Annotated in this window: 20 protein-coding genes; 10 read left to right on the plus strand and 10 right to left on the minus strand. The window is 62.9% G+C overall.

The window, feature by feature from the left end:
- Positions 1–388: 388 nt before the first annotated feature.
- Entirely contained in the window at positions 389–1,291 is a 903-nt protein-coding gene (locus tag ACLK1G_RS00005) for a LysR family transcriptional regulator (RefSeq protein WP_420763523.1), read from the minus strand.
- A 101-nt stretch (positions 1,292–1,392) separates the two neighbouring features.
- Here ACLK1G_RS00005 and ACLK1G_RS00010 point away from each other — a divergent pair, with 101 nt between their 5' ends.
- Positions 1,393–2,256 (plus strand): aldo/keto reductase family oxidoreductase, encoded by an 864-nt coding sequence (locus tag ACLK1G_RS00010; RefSeq protein ID WP_420763524.1) that lies wholly within the window; start codon positions 1,393–1,395, stop codon positions 2,254–2,256.
- Positions 2,257–2,356: 100 nt separating this feature from the next.
- Positions 2,357–3,622 carry a cytochrome P450 gene (locus ACLK1G_RS00015; RefSeq protein ID WP_420763525.1) on the plus strand — a complete coding sequence of 422 codons (1,266 nt, stop codon included), beginning with the start codon at positions 2,357–2,359 and terminating at the stop codon, positions 3,620–3,622.
- Here ACLK1G_RS00015 and ACLK1G_RS00020 read toward each other — a convergent pair.
- On the minus strand, positions 3,592–4,377 hold the full coding sequence (locus ACLK1G_RS00020; RefSeq protein WP_420763526.1) for an MBL fold metallo-hydrolase: 786 nt from the start codon (positions 4,375–4,377) through the stop codon (positions 3,592–3,594). The genes ACLK1G_RS00015 and ACLK1G_RS00020 overlap by 31 nt on opposite strands.
- Positions 4,378–4,469: 92 nt before the next feature.
- Between ACLK1G_RS00020 and ACLK1G_RS00025 the strand changes: the two genes are divergently transcribed.
- Positions 4,470–5,438, plus strand: a complete 969-nt coding sequence (locus ACLK1G_RS00025; protein ID WP_420763527.1) for a GlxA family transcriptional regulator — start codon at positions 4,470–4,472, stop codon at positions 5,436–5,438.
- A 12-nt stretch (positions 5,439–5,450) separates the two neighbouring features.
- On the opposite strand, the gene kefC is transcribed toward ACLK1G_RS00025, so the two are convergent.
- The 4 genes from kefC to ACLK1G_RS00045 form a co-directional block, all read right to left on the minus strand.
- Positions 5,451–7,277: a glutathione-regulated potassium-efflux system protein KefC gene (gene kefC, locus ACLK1G_RS00030; RefSeq protein WP_420763528.1), complete on the minus strand. Its 1,827-nt coding sequence runs from the start codon at positions 7,275–7,277 to the stop codon at positions 5,451–5,453.
- Position 7,278: 1 nt separating this feature from the next.
- Positions 7,279–7,800: a glutathione-regulated potassium-efflux system oxidoreductase KefF gene (gene kefF, locus ACLK1G_RS00035; protein ID WP_420763529.1), complete on the minus strand. Its 522-nt coding sequence runs from the start codon at positions 7,798–7,800 to the stop codon at positions 7,279–7,281.
- A 102-nt stretch (positions 7,801–7,902) separates the two neighbouring features.
- Positions 7,903–9,249, minus strand: a complete 1,347-nt coding sequence (locus ACLK1G_RS00040) for a sensor histidine kinase (RefSeq protein WP_420763530.1) — start codon at positions 9,247–9,249, stop codon at positions 7,903–7,905.
- Complete coding sequence (locus ACLK1G_RS00045; RefSeq protein ID WP_420763531.1) at positions 9,246–9,956, minus strand: response regulator; 711 nt, start codon at positions 9,954–9,956, stop codon at positions 9,246–9,248. The genes ACLK1G_RS00040 and ACLK1G_RS00045 overlap by 4 nt, the downstream gene beginning before the upstream one ends.
- A 340-nt stretch (positions 9,957–10,296) precedes the next feature.
- Here ACLK1G_RS00045 and ACLK1G_RS00050 point away from each other — a divergent pair, with 340 nt between their 5' ends.
- The 4 genes from ACLK1G_RS00050 (at position 10,297) to ACLK1G_RS00065 (ending at position 13,309) form a co-directional block, all read left to right on the plus strand.
- Positions 10,297–11,082, plus strand: coding sequence for an MlaA family lipoprotein (locus ACLK1G_RS00050; protein WP_420763532.1), 786 nt, complete (start codon positions 10,297–10,299; stop codon positions 11,080–11,082).
- Positions 11,075–11,314, plus strand: a complete 240-nt coding sequence (locus ACLK1G_RS00055; RefSeq protein WP_420763533.1) for a hypothetical protein — start codon at positions 11,075–11,077, stop codon at positions 11,312–11,314. The genes ACLK1G_RS00050 and ACLK1G_RS00055 overlap by 8 nt, the downstream gene beginning before the upstream one ends.
- A gap of 146 nt (positions 11,315–11,460) precedes the next feature.
- Entirely contained in the window at positions 11,461–12,762 is a 1,302-nt protein-coding gene (locus ACLK1G_RS00060) for an Nramp family divalent metal transporter (RefSeq protein ID WP_420763534.1), read from the plus strand.
- A gap of 67 nt (positions 12,763–12,829) precedes the next feature.
- Positions 12,830–13,309 (plus strand): VOC family protein, encoded by a 480-nt coding sequence (locus ACLK1G_RS00065; protein ID WP_420763535.1) that lies wholly within the window; start codon positions 12,830–12,832, stop codon positions 13,307–13,309.
- 195 nt (positions 13,310–13,504) lie between these two features.
- Here ACLK1G_RS00065 and ACLK1G_RS00070 read toward each other — a convergent pair whose 3' ends face one another.
- Positions 13,505–13,906 (minus strand): RidA family protein, encoded by a 402-nt coding sequence (locus tag ACLK1G_RS00070; protein WP_420763536.1) that lies wholly within the window; start codon positions 13,904–13,906, stop codon positions 13,505–13,507.
- A gap of 133 nt (positions 13,907–14,039) precedes the next feature.
- Here ACLK1G_RS00070 and ACLK1G_RS00075 point away from each other — a divergent pair, with 133 nt between their 5' ends.
- Together ACLK1G_RS00075 and ACLK1G_RS00080 are read left to right on the plus strand one after the other, a co-directional pair.
- The gene (locus ACLK1G_RS00075; protein ID WP_420763537.1) at positions 14,040–14,966 is read left to right on the plus strand and encodes a LysR family transcriptional regulator; all 927 of its coding nucleotides are present in this window, start codon (positions 14,040–14,042) and stop codon (positions 14,964–14,966) included.
- Between the two features lie 30 nt (positions 14,967–14,996).
- Positions 14,997–15,389: a GFA family protein gene (locus ACLK1G_RS00080; RefSeq protein WP_420763538.1), complete on the plus strand. Its 393-nt coding sequence runs from the start codon at positions 14,997–14,999 to the stop codon at positions 15,387–15,389.
- 13 nt (positions 15,390–15,402) lie between these two features.
- On the opposite strand, the gene ACLK1G_RS00085 is transcribed toward ACLK1G_RS00080, so the two are convergent.
- The 3 genes from ACLK1G_RS00085 to ACLK1G_RS00095 form a co-directional block, all read right to left on the minus strand.
- Positions 15,403–15,900, minus strand: a complete 498-nt coding sequence (locus tag ACLK1G_RS00085; protein ID WP_420763539.1) for a DUF3916 domain-containing protein — start codon at positions 15,898–15,900, stop codon at positions 15,403–15,405.
- Between the two features lie 108 nt (positions 15,901–16,008).
- The gene (locus ACLK1G_RS00090; RefSeq protein ID WP_420763540.1) at positions 16,009–17,454 is read right to left on the minus strand and encodes an aldehyde dehydrogenase family protein; all 1,446 of its coding nucleotides are present in this window, start codon (positions 17,452–17,454) and stop codon (positions 16,009–16,011) included.
- A 180-nt stretch (positions 17,455–17,634) separates the two neighbouring features.
- Positions 17,635–18,081 (minus strand): thioredoxin family protein, encoded by a 447-nt coding sequence (locus ACLK1G_RS00095; protein ID WP_420763541.1) that lies wholly within the window; start codon positions 18,079–18,081, stop codon positions 17,635–17,637.
- A 351-nt stretch (positions 18,082–18,432) separates the two neighbouring features.
- Here ACLK1G_RS00095 and ACLK1G_RS00100 point away from each other — a divergent pair, with 351 nt between their 5' ends.
- Positions 18,433–19,281: a transporter substrate-binding protein gene (locus ACLK1G_RS00100; protein ID WP_420763542.1), complete on the plus strand. Its 849-nt coding sequence runs from the start codon at positions 18,433–18,435 to the stop codon at positions 19,279–19,281.
- The last annotated feature ends 10 nt before the right edge of the window (positions 19,282–19,291 follow it).

The raw sequence follows: 19,291 nt of genomic DNA on the forward strand, positions 1-19,291 counted from the left end.
CCACACCGCAGGACCTTTTGTGGTCGCGCGCTTGCTCGCGATAGCGGTGGTTCAGCTTATGGAGATGTTGGATGTGCGGCCGCCATCGCGAGCAAGCTCGCTCCCACAGGGAGGGCAGTGTTGTTTGTTGGATGCGGGCACGGCGCAGGGCTTCTTGTGGGAGCGAGCTTGCTCGCGATAGCGGTTGTTCAGCTTGCAGAGATGTTGGATGTACTGTCGCCATCGCGAGCAAGCTCGCTCCCACAGGGAGGGCAGTGTTGTTTGTTGGATGCGGGCACGGCGCAGGGCTTTTTGTGGGAGCGAGCCCTGCTCGCGATAGCGGTGGTTCAGCTTGTGGAGATGTTGGATGTACTGCGGCCATCGCGAGCAGGCTCGCTCCCAAAGCGGATTATTCGCGGTTCTGATTGACAAAGTCCACGAACGCCCGCAGCGGCGAGGGTAGGTAGCGGCGGCCGGGGTAGTAGAGGAACGGCCCGGTGAAATGCTGCCACCAGGGTTCGAGTACCGGTTCGAGCAGGCCGCTGTCCAGGTGTGGCCGCAGCCAGTCCTCGAACAAATGAACGATGCCCAGCCCATCCACCGCCGCCTGCACCGCCAGGTCCATGGCGCCGCCGATGCGCACGATCAACGGGCCGTTCGGCTCGACGCTGATGGTTTCCCCGTCCCGTTCGTACTCCCAGAGCGGTAGGGCCCCGCTGGGAAACTTGCCGGCCAGGCAGGCGTGCCGCAGCAGGTCCCGCGGGTGCTCGGGTCGGCCACGGGCGTCGAGGTATGCCGGTGAGGCGGCGGTGGCGAAGCGCTGCAAGCGTGGGCCGATGGGAATGGCGATCATGTCCTGCTCAAGGCGTTCGTCGTAGCGAATGCCGGCGTCACACCCGGCCGCGAGCATGTCGACGAAACTTTCCTCGGTGACCACTTCGAGGCGGATGTCAGGGTAGCTTTTGAGGAACGGCGCGATGATCGCGGGCAGCACCAGCCGGGCGGCGCTGACCGGTACGTTCAGCCTGAGGGTGCCCGAGGGACGATCACGAAAATCGTTGACCACGTCCAGCGCGGATTCCACCTCGCCCAAGGCCGGCACGATGCGTTCCATCAGGCGCGCGCCGGCCTCGGTCGGCACCACGCTACGGGTGGTGCGGTTGAGCAGGCGCACGCCGAGCCGGCTTTCGATGCGTCGCACGGCATCGCTGAGGCTGGAGGCGGATTTGCCGCTGATCCGCGCGCCTTCACGAAACCCGCCCGCGTTCACCACCGCCACGAAGGACAGCAAGTCCTGGATATCTGTCGCCATTGTTCTCTCCACCGTACAGCCCGTTCGGATTGCACCTGATTATCAGCGGAGTGGTCAACGCCTATAGTCGGCCCAGGCATATTTAATCCAAGGGGTACGAGATGAGCAGGGCAGACACCGCAGGGACTTTTCAACTGGGCGATCGTACGGTCAAGCGCATGGGCTACGGCGCGATGCAACTGGCGGGCCCCCAGGTTTTCGGGCCACCCAAGGATCCGGCGGCGGCCATCGCCGTGCTGCGCGAAGCGGTGGCGGCGGGCGTCAACCATATCGACACCGCTGACTTCTACGGGCCCCATGTCACCAACCGGCTGATCCATGAAGCGCTGCATCCTTACGCCGACGACCTGGTCATCGTGACCAAGGTTGGCGCCGTCCGGGGTACGGATGCGTCATGGAACCCGGCCCACAGCCCGGCCGAGCTGACCCGCGCTGTCCATGACAACCTGCGCAACCTTGGCGTGGATGTGTTGGAGGTGGTCAACCTGCGCGCCTGGGGCAATTTGCATTCGCCAGCCGATGACGACATCGAGGAACAGTTCTCGACGCTGGCCGAGTTGCAGCATCAGGGCCTGATCCGCCATCTGGGCTTGAGCAACGTCACCGCGTCCCAGGTCAAGCAGGCCCAGGGCATTGCAAAGGTGGTCTGCGTGCAGAATCACTACAACCTGACCCATCGCGTCGACGAACAACTGATTGTAGAGCTGGGCAAGCAAGGCATCGCCTACGTGCCGTTCTTCCCACTGGGTGGGTTTACGCCGCTGCAATCGCAAACCCTGTCGGATGTCGCCGCGCGCCTGGACGCTTCACCGCTGGGCGTCGCGTTGGCCTGGCTGCTGCAACGTGCGCCGAATATGTTGCTGATTCCCGGTACGTCATCCGTGGCGCACCTGCAGGAAAACCTCTCGGCAAGTGAGCTGCGAATTCCCGCGCAGATGCTGGCCGAGCTTGACGCCATGCTGTAGCGACAGGCGCCGCGCGGCGGTGTGCCTGATGCCTGAAAAATCGAACAGGCTCCGGCCGGACGATGTCCCAGATTTATCGTCGTCAGGCAAGGATTTCGTCATGGCAGACCCTGGTATTCCCGGCCATCGCTGGGCTGATTCGACATGGGCGTTCTTACGCGAGGGCTACCCGTTCATTCGCAAGCGGTGCGCCGCCTATGGCAGCCCGGTTTTCCAGACCCGGCTGCTGGGTCGGCGCACGCTTTGCCTCAGCGGGCTGGAGGCGGCGGAGCTGTTCTACGACGCGCGGCGCTTTGTCCGAACGCCCACGTCCACGCCTGCGCCGCTGCGCAATATTCTGCTGGGGGCCGGTGGGGTCCAGGGGCTCGACGGAGCCCCTCATGCGCGACGCAAGCAATTGTTCCTCGAACTGCTGGACAAGGAAAACGTCCAGCGTTTGGCCCAGGTTTATGAAGCTCGCTTGAGCGAGGCCACGGCAAGACTTCCAGTGGGCGAGGCGTTCGAATGCCTGCCTTGGATCGAGGCCCTGTTGTGTCGGTCGGTCTGCGAATGGGCCGGCGTTGCGACGATGAGCGACCAACAAATGCACCGGCTGACCCGGCGGTTGGCCTCGTTGATCGACGGCAGCGGTCGCCTGGATTGGCGCATGCCAGCCGCGTGGTGGCGGCGCAAGGCCTGCGAAGCCGAGGCCGCGCGCTGGATCGAAAACTGCAGGCGAGGCGCCCACCCTGCGTTGCCGGAGTCCCCTCTGCACAAGCTTGCCCAGCATCGCGATGAGCAAGGGCAATTGTTGGCGCCACGGGTAGCGGCCGTCGAATTGCTCAACATTCTACGCCCGGTGGTCGCGGTGGGGCGCTTCCTGTTGTTCGGGCTGATCGAGCTGGAGCGACAGCCGCGATGGCGCACCTCCATCGCCCGCAACGAAGGCGCGGCGTGGGCCTTCGCCGAGGAAACGCGGCGCTTCTATGCGTTCTTTCCGATGGTGGCCGCGTTCGTGCGCGAGAGCTTCGAATGGCGCGGCTATCGTTTCGACAAAGGCACCCGGGTGCTGCTGGACCTTTTCGGCAGCAACCGCGATGCGGCGCATTGGAAGGCGCCGGACAGTTTTTCGCCCGAACGTTTCGGCCAATGCCCGATGAAAACATCGGTCATCAGCCAGGGCGGCGGCGAGTACACCTACCACCGTTGTCCTGGCGAGCCGTTGACCTTGTCGTTGATGCAGGCAACGTTTGAATATTTGTGCCGGCACCTACAATGGCGTTTGGACGTGAAGGCCGTCGATTTCCAACGCCTGCCGATGTTGCCCCGAGAGGCCGTGCCGATGACCGTGACGGGTCATTGGGGGGACGAAAAGACCAGTGCCTGACCGTCGTCCGGGATGAGCAGCCGTTCCGCAACCCCCGCCCGCTCGGCGGCAGCGCGCAGTGCCTCTCGTGTCGTCGGGCAATGGCTGATGGCTTCCAGGTGATTGGCCATCACGGTCCCACGAGACAGACGGGTGAATTCCAGGGTTTCTTCCATGCCCATGATGATGTCGTCGCCGATATCGAAACGTGCCCCGCCTGCCGGTACGACGCTGACCTGCGGCTGATGGCGCAATACGAAATCGCACACAGTGGGGGTGAGCACGGTGTCGCCGGTGAGGTAGACGCTGGGCTCGCCGGGCAACTCGATCAGGTAGCCGACGCCGTGCTCCATCAGCTTGCCTACCAGGCCCCGTCCGTGGGTGCATTTGACGGACCGAATGCTGCCACCCAGGAACGCGCCGGGTTGCTCGTGATCGTTGGCGAGCGGTTGGACGTTCAAGCCTCGCCTGGCGAGGTACCCGGCGTCGCGGGGCGTGCAGATGACCGGGATCTGGCGTTCTCGCAGCCAGTGTTTCGCCGCCCGATCGAGATGATCGAAGTGGCCTTTCTGGCAGTGCGTGATCAGACAATGAGTCACGGTTTCAAGAGCGCTTGCCGTGGACGCCGGCAGCTCCACCAGCGGATTGCGCTGGGTCGCGCCGAACAGGCGAAGCGGCGGCAGGGCGCCTTTGCCGGCCAGCATGGGGTCGACGAGCACGCGGTACGGGCCGAACTCAAGGATGATCGTGGCGTTACGGATCTGTTGGATTTTCATGGAGCGTTCCTTGTTGGGCGAGCGTTCCATGGTGCCGATCCCGGGCGATAGGCATAATGGCCGGATCTGACATCCTTGATTCAATTTGAGCCATGCCGAAAAAACTCCGCGTCGGTTTGTTGCTGTTTCCCGGTTGCATGCCTGCCGGCCTGTTTGCCTTTGCCGATCTGCTGCACGCGGCCAACCGCCGCAGTGGTCGGGTGCTGTTCGAGGCGACCTATGTCGCGCTGCAAGCCGGCCCGGTGACCTGCGCCCATGGCATCGGTCTTCAGGCTGAGAAGTCGTTGGGCGAGGCCGACCTGGATGCGCTCATGGTGCCTGGTTTCTGGGCCGAATCGGCCGAACAGGTCAAGGGTGTGCTTGCCGGCCAGGCTCCGCTGTTGAAAGCGCTGTCGAACCGCCCCCGGCGCTTGCAACTCTGGGCCTACTGCACCGGGGTCTGTCTGCTGGCCGCCTGTGGCCGATTGGACGGGCAGGGCGCGACAGTCACCTGGTGGTTGGCGCAGTCGATGCAGGAGCAGTACGGCAACGTGCGCTGGCAGAGCGAACAGAACTGCGTGTTCAACGCGCGAACCGCCACCGCGTCGGGGGTGAACGGTTACCTGCCCATCGCCGAGCACCTGATCGAACGTAACGTCAGTAGCGATGCACTGCGCGATATTACCCGGCTGATGGTGTTGCCGCGCCCGGCCGTCCCGCACGTGGCGTTTCAGGGGATTGCGCTGATACAGCAGCCCGACGGATTGCTGCGCCGGTTGCATGGCTTGATCGAGCAGATGCCGGCGGAGCAGATCACGGTCAAGGCGCTGGCGAGTCGGCTTGCCATGTCCGAGCGCACGCTGGCGCGCAAGGTTGGCGACGCAACCGGCCAGACCGTCGCCGCGTATGCCCGGTGCATCAAGTTGAATCAGGTGGGCGAACGCCTGACATTGACGTCGCTGCCCCTGGCCAGCATCGGCGCCGAGCTGGGTTTCAGCAGCAGCTCCAACCTGCAGCGGATGTTCAAGACGCTGACAGGGCTGACGCCGGTGCAGTACCGGCGCCAGTTCGGGCGGGTGTGAAGCTGGGGCGCGTCAGCTGCGCGCCTGCTCCTTCTCGTTTCGGTGATGGTCCGGCCAGCTGTCGACCGGGTGCGCGCGGTCCTCGTTGAACATTTCCGTGAGCAGTGCATTGGCGCGGCGGTAGGCGTCGTGCCGGAACTTGAGGTCGTCTTCCGGCTGGGCGACGATTTCTTCGAGCATCTGCAGGTTGAGACGACGGAACTGGTCGGCGCGTTCGCGTGCCTCGTATGCGCCGACACCCATCTGCACCAGCGCGCGTCGACCCAATGACAGCGCGCTTTCAAAGGTCTCCCGCTCGGCGCTTTCCACGCCCAACTGCCGCAGGGTGATCAGGTGCGCCATGTCCCGCGCCCGCACGATCAGTTTCAATCCGGGGAAGTGTTCCTGGGCCATTCGGGTCAGCGTCAGGTTGTCCTGCTGATCGTCTATCGCATTGATCAGCACCATCGCCTGGGCCGCGCCGGCGGCGTGGAGCAGATCGAGGCGCGTGGCGTCGCCGTAGAACACTTTTACGCCAAACTTGCGCAGCGTCTCGATGTTGTCGGGGTCATGGTCGAGAACCACCACCTCAACGCCGCAGGACATCAGCAAGCGACCGGCGATCTGCCCGAAACGACCGAAGCCGGCAATGATCACCCTTGGATTCTGCTGGTCGACGAGATCGGATTGCTGGTTGTCCTTTTTGGTGGCCGATTCCACGCGGTCCAGCAGCAGGATCAGCAAGGGCGTCAGGCACATGGACAGGGCGACCGCCAGCGTCAGGCTTTTGCCCCACTGGTCGGTGAGGATGCCGGCCAACGTCGCAGCGCCGAACACCACGAAGGCGAATTCACTGCCCTGGCCGAGCAGCACCGCTTGCCAGGAGCGCTGGCCGGCGGGCACGTTCAGGAAGCGGCTGACGGTCTTGATCACCAGCAGTTTGATCAGGATGAAGCCCAGGGTCAGGGTGATGACCTTCAGCGGTGCGTTGATCAGCGTGCCGAAATCGATCGACATGCCCACGCCGATAAAGAACAGCCCCAGCAGCAGGCCCTTGAACGGCTCGATGTCGCTTTCCAGGGCGTGGCGGTATTCGGAGCTTGCCAACAGCACGCCGGCGAGGAACGCGCCCATGGCCATCGACAGGCCGGCCTCTTCGAGAAGAAAGCCGAAACCGAACACCAGGAACAGCGCCACCGCACTGAAAATCTCCCGCAGGCCCGAGAGCGCGGCGAAGCGCAGCAGCGGTCGCGTCACGTAGCGCCCCAGCAACACGACGACGCTGATGGCGGCGACAATTTTGACGATCGACAGCGCCAAGGCCATGCCTGACGGGGTTTGGCCGTGGGCCGACAACAACGGGATCATGGCGACCAGGGGAATGGCCGCGATGTCCTGGAACAACAGCACCGCAAAGCTGCTGCGCCCGACGGCCGTGGCGGTCAGGTTGCGTTCGCTCATCGCCTGCATGGCGATGGCGGTTGAGGACAGGCTCAACGTCAGGCCGACCAGCAGCGCCGCCGTCCAATTCAGCCCCAGGGCCGCGCAGAACGCGGCGATTGCACCGCCGCAGGCCAGCATCTGCAGGGCGCCGCCGCCGAACACCATCCTGCGCAAAGCCCATAGCCGCTTGGGATCGAGCTCTAGACCAATGATGAACAGCATCAGGACGACGCCGATTTCGGCGAACTCCAAAATAGCTTTTACATCGGTGATGAGCTTGAGGCCCCACGGGCCGATCACGCAACCGGCCAGCAGGTAACCCAGCACCGGGCCCAGGCCGAAGCGCACGGCAATCGGCACGATCAGTGTCGCCGAGGCCAGGTAGATGAGCATCTCGATCAGGCTGTGCGTCTGCATTTCAATCTTCCTTCCAAGCGGCCAGGCGTGCGCCGTAGTGTTCGATTTGTGCCCGTTGAGTGTCGGACTCGGCGGCGTAGGCGCCGTGCACGGCGACCGGCTCGAGCCAGCGCATGTGGCAGTAGAGCGCCGTGGCATGGAGCGGCTGGGCCAGCGCGGAAAAGTCCGGGTACGCGCCGATCTGGAAATGCTCCCGTTCGCCACCCGTGCTCACGGCCCACAACAGGCGCTTACCGTTGAGGGCCGTGGCGCCTTTGCCATAGGCCCAGCCATGGGTGAACACTTTATCGATCCACAATTTCAAGAGAGGCGGCATGCCGTACCAGTACATCGGGTGCTGGAGGACAATCAGGTCAGCCTGCTCGGCAGCGCGCTGTTCGGCCTCGACGACGATGTTGAAGTCTGGGTAAAGCTCGTAGAGAGACCGTATGACCACGTCTGGGTTGTCGGACGCGCGCTTGAGCATCTGTTGGTTGACCCGCGATTGGTCGGGGTAGGGATGGGCGTAAACGATCAGGATCATCGGGGCGGTTCCGCGCGACAGGGCCAGGTCAAAAGGCCGGACATCCTACCGAGTAAGGCACGTGTTGTTTAGGACATTGTTCGCCGCAATGCCGTGCCGAGGTCAATTGAGCGGCAGCGAGACCCTGACCTCGAGACCACCGTCCCTGCGGTTCCTGAGCATCAGCGTTCCGCCATGCTCCAGTACCGTCGCCCGTGCCGCCGACAGGCCCAGCCCGACGCCGCCGGTGTTCTTGTTGCGCGAGCCTTCGATGCGAAAGAACGGCGCGAACACTTGCTCCTGATATTGGAGCGCGATGCCCGGCCCGCGATCGACGATGCGGATCTCGACGCAGTCGGCGAAGGACTTCAACCGCACGCCCGGTTCGCTGCCGTATTTCGCCGCGTTGTCGATCAGGTTGCTCAGCGCGCGCTTGATCCCGATGGGCCGGCCGACATACACGAACCGCTGGGCGCCTTCGAAGGACACTTCGGTGCCAGCGTCCCGGAAATCGTCGACGACGGTGTGCAGCAGTTCCGCCAGGTCGAACGCCGTGGCGTGTTCCAGGCGCGCTTCGTCGCGGAAGAATTCCAAGGCGGCGTTGACCATCGCCTGCATCTCGTCGACGTCCCGGAACAACCTCGATTGCTGATCGGGGTCCTCTATGAATTCGCCGCGCAGGCGCATGCGGGTCAGGGGGGCTCGCAAGTCGTGGGAGATGGCGGCGAGCATCTGCGTGCGGTCCTGGACGAAGTGCTTGAGCTGGGCCTGCATGGCGTTGAACGCCAGGATCGCCTGGCGGATTTCGAAGGGACCTACGACCGGGATCGGCGGTGCCCGGAAGTCCACGCCAAAGCGTCGGGCGCCCTCGGCAAAGCGCTCCAGCGGTGTGGCGAGGTGTCGCGTGGCGATCAGGGCGACGATCAGTGTCGACAGCATGATCAGCGCGATGATGATCAGGTTGCGGGCCCATTCTCCCAGGCCCCAGCTGCGCGAGGTCACAGAGACGGTTACCCAGGAGCGATCGGACAGTTCGATGATTACGGCGTAGCGCCTGGCGGGGTCATCGGCTGGCCAGTCTCCTGGTTCGTAGGCGTCGATCCGTGCGTCGGGCCTGCCCAACTGCCGATGCAGGAATGCCGAGCCTTCGCTGAACTCCGGGTCGTCGATCACCGGTAACCGCGCATCTTCATAGCGCCGCAGCCACTGGACGCTGAACGCCTCGTCACTGGCCGCCACGGCAATGTCGGGTCGTTGTGCGGGCTTGACCGAATCAATGATGCGGGTAATCGCTGCGGCCTTTTCCATCAGGCCGGTTTCCATCAGGGGAGGGCGCGCCCAGGCGCCGGCCAACAGGCTGAACAGTTCGTTGAGCGCCAGCAACGTCAGCATCGCCACCATTGTGGTCAGCGCGATCCAGCGTGCCACGGTGTCCCGTGGTCGATGGACCTTCGTGGGCCCGGTGGTCATCGCTTCACCACGTGGGGACTGAACAGGTAGCCACTGTTGCGAACGGTGCGGATCATCGACGGACCGGTGACGTCGCTTTCCAATTTGCGCCGCAAACGGCTGACCTGGACATCGATGCTTCGGTCAAACGCATCGAAGGTCTCGCCACGGGCCAGGTCGAGCAGTTGCTGGCGGGTGAGCACCCGGCGTGGATGTTCGGCAAAGACCAGCAGTAATTCGAATTCCCCGGTAGACAGCGGAATCATGACTTTGTCGGGCGAGCGCAATTCGCGACGGGTGACGTCCAGTTGCCAGCCCTCGAACTCCAGGGTCGGCCGGGCGAGGTCGCCCGGGCTGCCCCTGGCTTCGCCGGTGCGCCGCAGGACGGCGCGCACCCGGGCCAGCAATTCTCGGGCATCGAAGGGCTTGGTGAGGTAGTCATCGGCGCCCATTTCCAGGCCGACGACACGGTCGCTCAATTCGCCCATGGCGGTGAGCATGATGATCCCGACCCGGTGCTCGTTGCGCAGGCGCTGGCACAGCACCAGCCCATTGTCGCCCGGCAACATCACGTCGAGGATGATCAGGTCTGGCTGCCGGCGCTCCACCGCTTGCCACAGGGCGTTGCCGTCGGCGGCGACTTCGACGCTATAGCCATGTTGCTCAAGGAATTTGCGCAGCAGGGCGAGGACTTCGAGGTCATCGTCCACCAGTAACAAGTGGCTCACGGTGGTCACGTCGGGCAATGAATACGGGGTGCAATACTAGGGTCAATCCGGGCCTGCGTCATTTATTTCAATCCGGAAACAAAACTGCCGGCGGGCAATATTCCGGAAATCTGCGGGCAAGAAAACGGCGGCAGGATGGGGTCGATGTCGGTCTCTCCAAATAGTCAGTTCCACCCAGAACCCGTGGCGAGGGAGCTTGCTCCCGCTGGGTCGCGAAGCGGCCCCAAAACAGCGGTGAGCGCTTCGCACTAAGGCGCGAGCAAGCTCCCTCGCCACGGGTTTGGTGTTTGGCTTTTAACCGGCATAGGCACCCCTCCATTCCTCCCCGAGATAGCCCCGCATGTCGATCCTCAAACCCGCGCCGCTGTTTGTCCGATCCACCGTCATCGTCGCGCTGGCGGTACTCGCCAGCGGCTGCAGCAGTACGCCAACCGCCAACCCGGGCAGTTGCGAAAGTGTTCCCTATGCGGTGCACGATCCGGCCGAACCGGTGAACCGCGGCATCTTCGCCTTCAACCGTACCGTGGACGATTACGCCCTGGCCCCCGTCGCCCGTGGGTATCGCAAACTGCCGGACATGTTCCAGGCTGGCGTACACAACTTCGTCGCCAACTTCGGTGAGCCCAAGGTGTTCATCAACGATTTGCTGCAAGGCAATGGGCAGCGTTCGGTCACGACTCTTGGGCGCTTCGTCATCAATACCACCGTGGGCATCGTCGGGCTGATCGACGTGTCGGGCAAGATGGGCATCGCGCGTCATGAATCGGATTTCGGCCAGACGTTTGGCGTCTGGAATATCGCCCCCGGACCGATCGTGGAATTGCCGCTGCTGGGCACTGCCAACCTGAGGGACGCGACCGGCAAGGTGGTGAGCTTCGTCGTGGACCCTTTCGGCGACAACAGCGATACCGTCCAGACCCTGGGTACGATCAAGACCGTGGGCGGCGTCGTCGATGGACGCGCGCAGGCGCTGCCGCTCACCGACCAGTTGCAGGCGCGACCGGACTATTACGTGGCGCTGCGCGACGCCATCGCGCAACGACGTGCTGATTTCGTCGCGGATGGCAAACTGGGCGCCGTCCAGGACGAGCCGCAATGCCCGGAACGCGGTGGCGCCGATGAATAGCCAGGCGCTGGTCCTGCATCGGCGGGTGAAGACCATTGACCAAGGCTCGCTGCATTGCCGCGAGCTCGAACTGCGGCTTGCCGAGGACGGCCAGCACATACTGCTCAGCCGCTACGTCGAATGGTACGACCCGCAGCAACCGGGCCTGTGTGCAGCCCAGCACTATCGGGTGCCGTTGGCGAGCATGATTCGCTGGATGATCAACAATGGCGAGCGGGGCAGCGGGCCGTGACGATGGGCGATCTCCCCGGCGTGTAACCATGTCGGGGAGTTGAAACATTTTTACATACTTCCGGCTTAATTATGGTTGTACGATGTCGTACGAAATATGGTCGACTGTTTCCGTTCCTCACAAAAAAAATAACGGAGATTCCATCCATGTCGAGCATTCCCTCCGCAGAAGGCCAGGCCGTGGCCCCCGCGCAGAGCCGCTTCGTACGCCTCTTGAAGCTACTTGGCCCAGGTATCATCGCGGTACTGTCATGGCTGGGCGCTGGCGATCTCATCACATCTTCCGTGGCCGGCGCGAACTACGGCTACGCAATGATGTGGGTGCTGGCGGTGTCCTTGCTGCTCCGATACCTGATCGTCAACATCATTGCCCGCTTCCAGCTGTGCAATAACCAGGGCATGACCATCCTGCAGGGTTACGCCCAGCTCAATCCGTTTTTCGCCTGGTTCATGCTGGTGTATGCGCTGCTCATGGGGCACCTGATGAACGCCTACATGATCAAGGGCGCCGGCGAGGCCTTGGCGATGCTGCTCAAGACCGATTACCCGCTGCTGTGTTCGGTGGCGGTGGTGTTGGCAGTGTGGATGCTCGTCGGGCGCAATATCTACTCGATGATCGAGGGCGTGATGAAGGTGTTGCTGGCGATCATGACCCTGGCGTTCCTCGCCTTGGCGGTCATGTCCGGCCCGGATGTCGCCGGAATCGTCAAAGGCACCATCGGCTTCAGCATTCCACCCGATGAAGGCGTGCACGGTGCGCTGCTGGTGGCGGTGTCGGTGATTGGCGCGGTGGCGGGTTCCATCGCCAACTTCGTCCACCCTTATGTCATGCGTCAGAAAGGCTGGGTTGGCCCTGAGCACAAGCGCATCCAGCGCAACGACCTGTTGTTTGCGGTGTTTGTCGGGATCGTCATCAACCTGGCGATCTGGATCGTCGGCGCCGAGATCCTGCGGCCTAATGGCATCGAAGTGAAAACCCTGGGCGACCTGGGCAAGGCCCTTGAAATGTTCTTCGGCTCGATCGGTTGGTATGTGTTCTTCGTCGGTGTGTTCGCCACGCTGTTCGCCAGCATTTCCGGCAAGACCACGGCATTCCCGATGCTGATCACCGATGCCTTCCAGCACGTGCGTCCTGAGCGTCGCGAGCGCTATGGCAAGGAGTTCCACCGCGACCCGATGCACAAGTGGTTCATGCTGTTCATCCTCGTCACGCCGCTGATCTGGTCGCTGCCGGGCATGCCGGACTTCGTGACCCTGACCATCGGTGTCAACGCGCTGAACATCGTCGGCCTGCCAGTGATCTCCCTGGGCCTGCTGATCATGTCCAACCAGAAATCGCTGCTGGGCAAGGAATACCGCAACAACCTGTTCGAGAACATTGCGCTGGTGTTCGCGACCGGCCTGGCGTTGTGGGTGGCGTTCCAACTGGGCGTCGATCTGTTTGCCTGAGCCTTGGGCATTCATCTCTGGAAGGGGCTGCTAGACTTCATGGTCCAGTCCCTTTCGGAGAATCCCAATGAACAACAAGAACAGGATTTGCCTCTGGTACGACGGCACCGCGCAGGACGCAGCTGAGTTCTACGCAAGCACGTTTCCCGACAGCGCGGTGAACGCGATCCACCATGCGCCGGGCGATTATCCGGCGGGCGAGCAGGGCGATGTCATCACGGTGGATTTCACGGTGATCGGCATTCCCTGCATCGGCTTGAATGGCGGCGCGATGTTCAAGCACAACGAAGCCTTCTCCTTCCAGGTCGCAACCGATGACCAGGCCGAGACGGATCGCCTCTGGAACGCGATCATCGACAACGGCGGCCAGGCGAGCGCTTGCGGCTGGTGCAAGGACAAGTGGGGTGTGTCGTGGCAGATCAGCCCCCGGGTTCTGGTCGAGGCGATCACCAGCGCCGACAAAGCCGCCGCCAAGCGCGCCTTCGAAGCCATGATGAACATGACCAAGATCGACATCGCGGCGATCGAGGCGGCGGTGAAGGGGTAGCCTGCGGTCGGCAGTAAAAACCATGCAAGCTGACCCTCCGCCATCGTCGGATCGCCGCCCGGAGCAAGCTCGCTCCCACAGGGATCCGTGCTGGCAGAAAAATTGAAGTTACCCCATCAAATGTGGGAGCGAGCTTGCTCGCGATGGCGGAGGGTCAGCCAACACACTCACCGCTGACTCTCCACACGCCAGATGCTACAGGGAGGGTCCAGGCAACCTGGCAATCACCTTGATCTCGAACTGGAAACCATACAGCCATGTCACACCCACCGCTGTCAGCGTTGGGTGCGGCGCGTGGCCCCAGAATTCGGGCACCACGCTCCAGACCCGTTCGAATATCGATTCGGGATCAACCATGAAGACCGTGACGTCGATCACGTCGTCAAAACTGCAATCGGCGGCGGCGAGTATGGCCGCAAGATTGGTGAAGGCGCGGCGCACCTGGTCTTCCAGCACGGGCTCGGGCGAGCCGTCCTCGCGGCTGCCGACCTGTCCGGATACGAACAGCAAACCATTGGAGCGAATCGCCGGCGAATAGCGGTTGCGCTCGTAAAGCGCCTGGCGGCCGGGTGGGAAAACAACGTCTCGGGTGGTCATGGGAATCTCTCCATCAATGGCCGAAAGCGGCCGGAACTCAACGATGAAGTCACTCTAGAGGCTTGTGTCCGGGCGATAAACGAGCAACCTTGGCGATCACTGTTTGTAGAAACCAAACAATCCGAGGCAGGAAATGGACCGTTTCGATGCGATGCAGGCGTTCGTGCGTGTGGTGGAGTCGGGCAGTTTCACCAAGGCCGCCGAGACGCTGCACATGAGCAAGACCACCGTGACCCAGCTGGTGCAACAGCTCGAAGCGCGGCTGCGGGTCAAGTTGCTCAACCGCACGACACGCAAGGTCAACGTCACGGCGGACGGCGCGGCCTTCTATGAGCATGCGATTCGCCTGTTGGCGGACCTGGATGACGCCGAGACCAGCTTGTCCGGCGCCCAGGCCCTGCCGCGCGGGCGGCTGCGTGTCGATGTGCCGAGCCCACTGGCGGCGCTGATCCTGATACCGGCGCTGCCGGAGTTCTACGAGCGTTACCCCGACATCCAGATCGACATGGGCGTCAGCGACCGCATCATTGACATAATCGACGAAAACGTCGATTGCGTGGTTCGCGGCGGCGAACTGAAGGATCAATCGCTGATCGCCCGACGCGTCGGCGACCTGGCCCTTGGGGTCTTCGCCGCGCCAAGCTACCTGGCGCGTCTGGGTACCCCGGCCCACCCGCGTGAGCTGGAGGATTCCCAACATCGCGTCGTCGGTTTCCTGTGGGCACGCACCGGCAAGGCCTTGCCCTATGCCATGCACCGACAGGACGAGCACCTGCGCATCAAGGGGCGTTACGCCCTGGCGATCGACGATGGCAACGCCTACCTGGCCGCCGGCCTGGCGGGGCTGGGGGTGCTCTGGTTGCCCATCTATATGTCGCGGACTCACCAGGCGCAGGGGACGTTGGTCCCGTTGTTCGAAGATTGGCGCCTGGAGTCGATGCCGATGTACGTGGCCTACCCGCCGAACCGGCACATCAGTGCCAAGCTGCGGGTGTTCATTGACTGGGTGATGGAACTGATGGCGCAGCATGCGCCTATCCTTGATCGGCAGGCGTCATGACATTTTTCTCGGTCGCAGAGGAGAACAGCGATGGAACGATTCACCGGCGGTTGCCTGTGCGGCAACGTTCGTCTTGAAGCGTCTGGCCGTCCATACCGGGTCGGCCTTTGCCACTGCCTGGATTGCCGCAAGCATCACGGTGCACTGTTTTTTGCGGCGGCGGTGTTCCCCGAGGACGCCGTCACCGTCACGGGCGAGCCCCGGGACTATGCCGGGCGCTTCTTCTGCCCCAATTGCGGCTCGTCGCTGTTCGCCCGCAGCGGCGACGAGATCGAAGTGCACCTCGGCACGCTCGATACCCCCGACCAACTGACGCCCACCTACGAATGCTGGACCGTGCGCCGCGAGTCCTGGCTGCCGGCGTTCCCGCTGGCGCGGCGGTATCAGCATGATCGCGGGGGCAAGGGGCGGGCAGAAGAGTAGGGGGGCGAGGCGCTCAGGCCGGTTCGCCTATGCACCACCATTGGACTGTGATGTTGTTTTCTGGGTCGACTACGTTACGCCCGTGCTCAATGAAATTGGGTGGAACGTGCAGCGCCAACTTGTCGCTGATCCGTTGGGGCGCTAGCGCGTTCGCGTCGCTGAGGAAACCCAGGTAGTAGTCCTTGTCATAGAAAATGGTGACTTCGCTTTCAAAGAGCCATGGCCATGTCAGAAGGCAGGCGACGCGGTAATAACCTTCGGAGCGGTCTGCCGCCCGGGATATGTGGGCCGCTGCCTCGAGCAACTGCTGGACGCAGAACGCCTGGACTTCGATTCGGGCTTGATCGCCTTCGACGAGCAGTTCGTGGACCGGGATTTTCCAGTTCGAATATCGGTAACCTTCCTGCCTTGGATAGAAATTACCCTCAAAACTCGACGCCCAGCGCTCGATTGAGCGAAGGCGGCGATGCAGGCCCCTGAGTGGCTTTCCGTTGACGCTGATTTGCCGCATTGATGTGTCCTGCCAAATGAGGCCGGCCATTCTCCGGGCTGCAATGCGGCAATCCAAGGATAACGCTGGTCATTTCGGTTTCATTTGATGTCCGCGATATCAGAGCGATCAACCAAATCCGACAATCGCCTTGATCTCCAGATACTCCTCGAACCCATGGACCCCATATTCGCGCCCGTTGCCCGAGCGCTTGTAACCGCCGAACGGGGCCATGGGGTTCCAGGTCGGATAGTTCAGCAGCACTTGCCCGGCACGGATGCGCTTGGCCACGGCGCGTACCTGGTCAAGGTCGCGGCCCTGAACGTGCGCGCCCAGCCCGTAGACGGTGTCGTTGGCGATGGCGACGGCTTCGTCCAGCGTGTCGTACGGGATGATGCACAGCACCGGGCCGAAGATTTCTTCCTGGGCGATGCGCATGCCGTTGTCGACTTGCGAGAACACGGTTGGCCGGGTGTAGAAGCCTTTGGTGAAACCGTCGACGCGTCCCGGCCCACCGCAAATCAGCTTGGCCCCTTCCTCCAGGCCCGCTTCGATCATCGCCTGCACGCGCTTGAACTGGGCCTGGTTGGCAATCGGGCCGAGCACGGTGTCTTCCGACCGTGGGTCACCGACGATGATGGCATTGGCCGTGGCGGCCGCCAGTGCCTCGACTTCCGCCAGGCGGTTCCTGGGTACGATCATCCGCGTCGGCGCGCTGCAGGACTGGCCGACATTGCGTAACGCCGACATCACGCCGGGCGGCACGGCCTTGGCGAAGTCGGCGTCGGGCAGAAACACGTTTGGCGACTTGCCGCCCAGCTCTTGGGTGACCCGCTTGACCGTGGGGGCGGCGGCTCGGGCCACCAGGGCGCCGGCGCGATTGGAGCCGGTGATGGAAATCATGTCAATGTCGGGGTGCGCCGCCATGGCCGCGCCGACCTCGGCACCGCCGCCGTTGACCAGGTTGAACACGCCTGCCGGCAGGCCGGCGTCATGCACCAGTTCGGCGAACAGCAGGGCGCTCAAAGGCGACAGTTCGCTGGGCTTGAGCACCACGGTGCAACCGGCGGCGATCGCCGGGGCGACCTTGGCGGTGATCTGATAGAGCGGCCAGTTCCACGGCGTGATCAAACCGCAGACGCCGATGGGTTCGCGCACGATGGCGGTGCCGCTCTCGATTTTCTGAAATGCATAAGTGGACAGCACATCGCGCGCCACACGAACGTGTTCGGCCGCCAGCGGCACTTGCATGGATCGGGCGAAACCGATTGCCGCGCCCATTTCCAGGCACAGCACCTGGGCCAGCGCTTCCTTGCGTTCGAGCATCAGTTCATGGATCTTGCCGAGGATTCGGGCGCGATCCGCCACTGCGGTCGCGGCCCAGCCGGGCATCGCCGCCTTTGCCGCCGCGACGGCGCGGTCAACGTCGTCGGATGATCCTTGGGCAACCTCGGCGAGCACCTCTTCGGTGGCCGGATTGACGACTGCCAGCGTCGTCCCCCGGGTCGGCGAATGCCAATGACCATCGATGTAGAACTGCCCGGTATTTTGCGGAATATATGAGGGTTTGGTCATCCATCAGGCTCCCATAGAGCGGTGATGACACTGCCGGCAGCAGGTCGTGGTTGCATGCCGATAAACTACCAAAGCGGCCCTGGCGGGTTGTGCCGTTGTTTGGCTCGGCAAAGAACAATCTGCTGAATATGCCGGGCTGACTTTGCAAAAACGTAGCGAAGGCGCTTCGCAGGCCCGACGCTACCGAGGCGTCGCCCGCAGCCGCAAAAGTGCCGGGGCCCTGCGGGCGGTGCACAGTGTTTTGAGTTGCTGGCGCAACCAGCGCAAATCGTGCCGCCGTGGCGTCGGCAAGCGCCTGGGTCTGGTCCGGCCGACGAGCTCGGTAAAGGTCTGGACGAATGAGGCCGGGTCACCGATGCCCTTGAGCTTGCGCCGTAGTTTTCCGTCTTTATAGAACAGCACGGTGGGCGTGCCGGTGACTTCCGGGTGCCGAGGCGATTGATCGGTGCTCAGTTTGTAGATCACGGCCCGATTCTCGAAGGTCTCGGCAACCTTGCAGAACAGCGGGTCGGCCATGCCGCAGGCGTAGCAGTGCGGATGGCCGAAATAAAAGACCACCGGGCGCCAGGTCTTGAGCGCCGTGCGGTAGTCCTTTTGAGTGCTGACGTGAGTGATGAGCGAGCTCATGGCGGCTTCCCTGTGTCCAGACGTGCCCCAGGACCATAAGCAACACGTTCCGGCGACGCTACTGTCAGAGTTGACAGGTGGCGGCCCCGTTTCGGTGCGATGGGTGTATTGCGCCCCCGATAGGCTTCGTAATGGGGCCTTGTTACCCAGCGGCCGTAGCCATCGGTAGCAGCCGCGAGCGGGTCATGGTTGCGCCTCCCGATCCGCTGGATTTCTATCTTCCTGATTTCATTGACGTTCCATTTTTCACTCCACCGCATCGAAAGGCTGTGGCACACTTTCTGCTGTCTATTCCGTTGTTACATACCAAATTCCGGTATAGCGGAATAAACTCACCCTGGAGTGCTTGCCATGCAACGCCGACCTTCCTTGTTCAAAGCGTGTGTTTTTCTCTTCGCGGCCACGACGGCCGCCATGGGTGTCGCCCAGGCGGCCGACAGCAAGCTGGACAGCGTGCTGCAACGCGGGAAATTGATTGTGGGCACGGGCAGCACCAATGCGCCGTGGCACTTCCAAGGAGCGGATGGCAAGTTGCAGGGGTTTGATATCGACATCGCGCGGATGGTCGCCAAGGGGCTGTTCAATGACCCGGAAAAAGTCGAGTTCGTGGTGCAATCATCCGATGCGCGGATTCCCAACCTGCTGACCGACAAGGTCGACATGAGCTGCCAGTTCATCACCGTCACCGCCAGCCGCGCCCAACAAGTGGCGTTCACCTTGCCGTACTACCGCGAAGGGGTGGGCCTGCTGTTGCCGGCCAACAGCAAGTACAAGGAAATCGAGGACCTCAAGGCCGCCGATGACGACGTCACCGTGGCGGTGCTGCAAAACGTCTACGCCGAAGAACTGGTCCACCAGGCGCTGCCCAAGGCCAAGGTCGACCAATACGACAGCGTCGACCTGATGTACCAGGCGGTGAACTCCGGCCGCGCCGATGCCGCCGCCACCGACCAATCCTCGGTCAAGTACCTGATGGTGCAGAACCCCGGTCGCTACCGCAGCCCGGCCTACGCCTGGAGCCCGCAAACCTACGCCTGCGCGGTCAAGCGCGGCGACCAGGACTGGCTGAACTTCGTCAACACCACCCTGCACGAGGCCATGACCGGTGTGGAATTCCCCACCTATGCGGCGTCGTTCAAGCAGTGGTTCGGCGTTGAGTTGCCGTCTCCGGCGATCGGTTTCCCTGTTGAATTCAAATGACCCTGTGAGC

Source organism: Pseudomonas algeriensis (genome assembly GCF_048847255.1).
Classification (GTDB): domain Bacteria; phylum Pseudomonadota; class Gammaproteobacteria; order Pseudomonadales; family Pseudomonadaceae; genus Aquipseudomonas.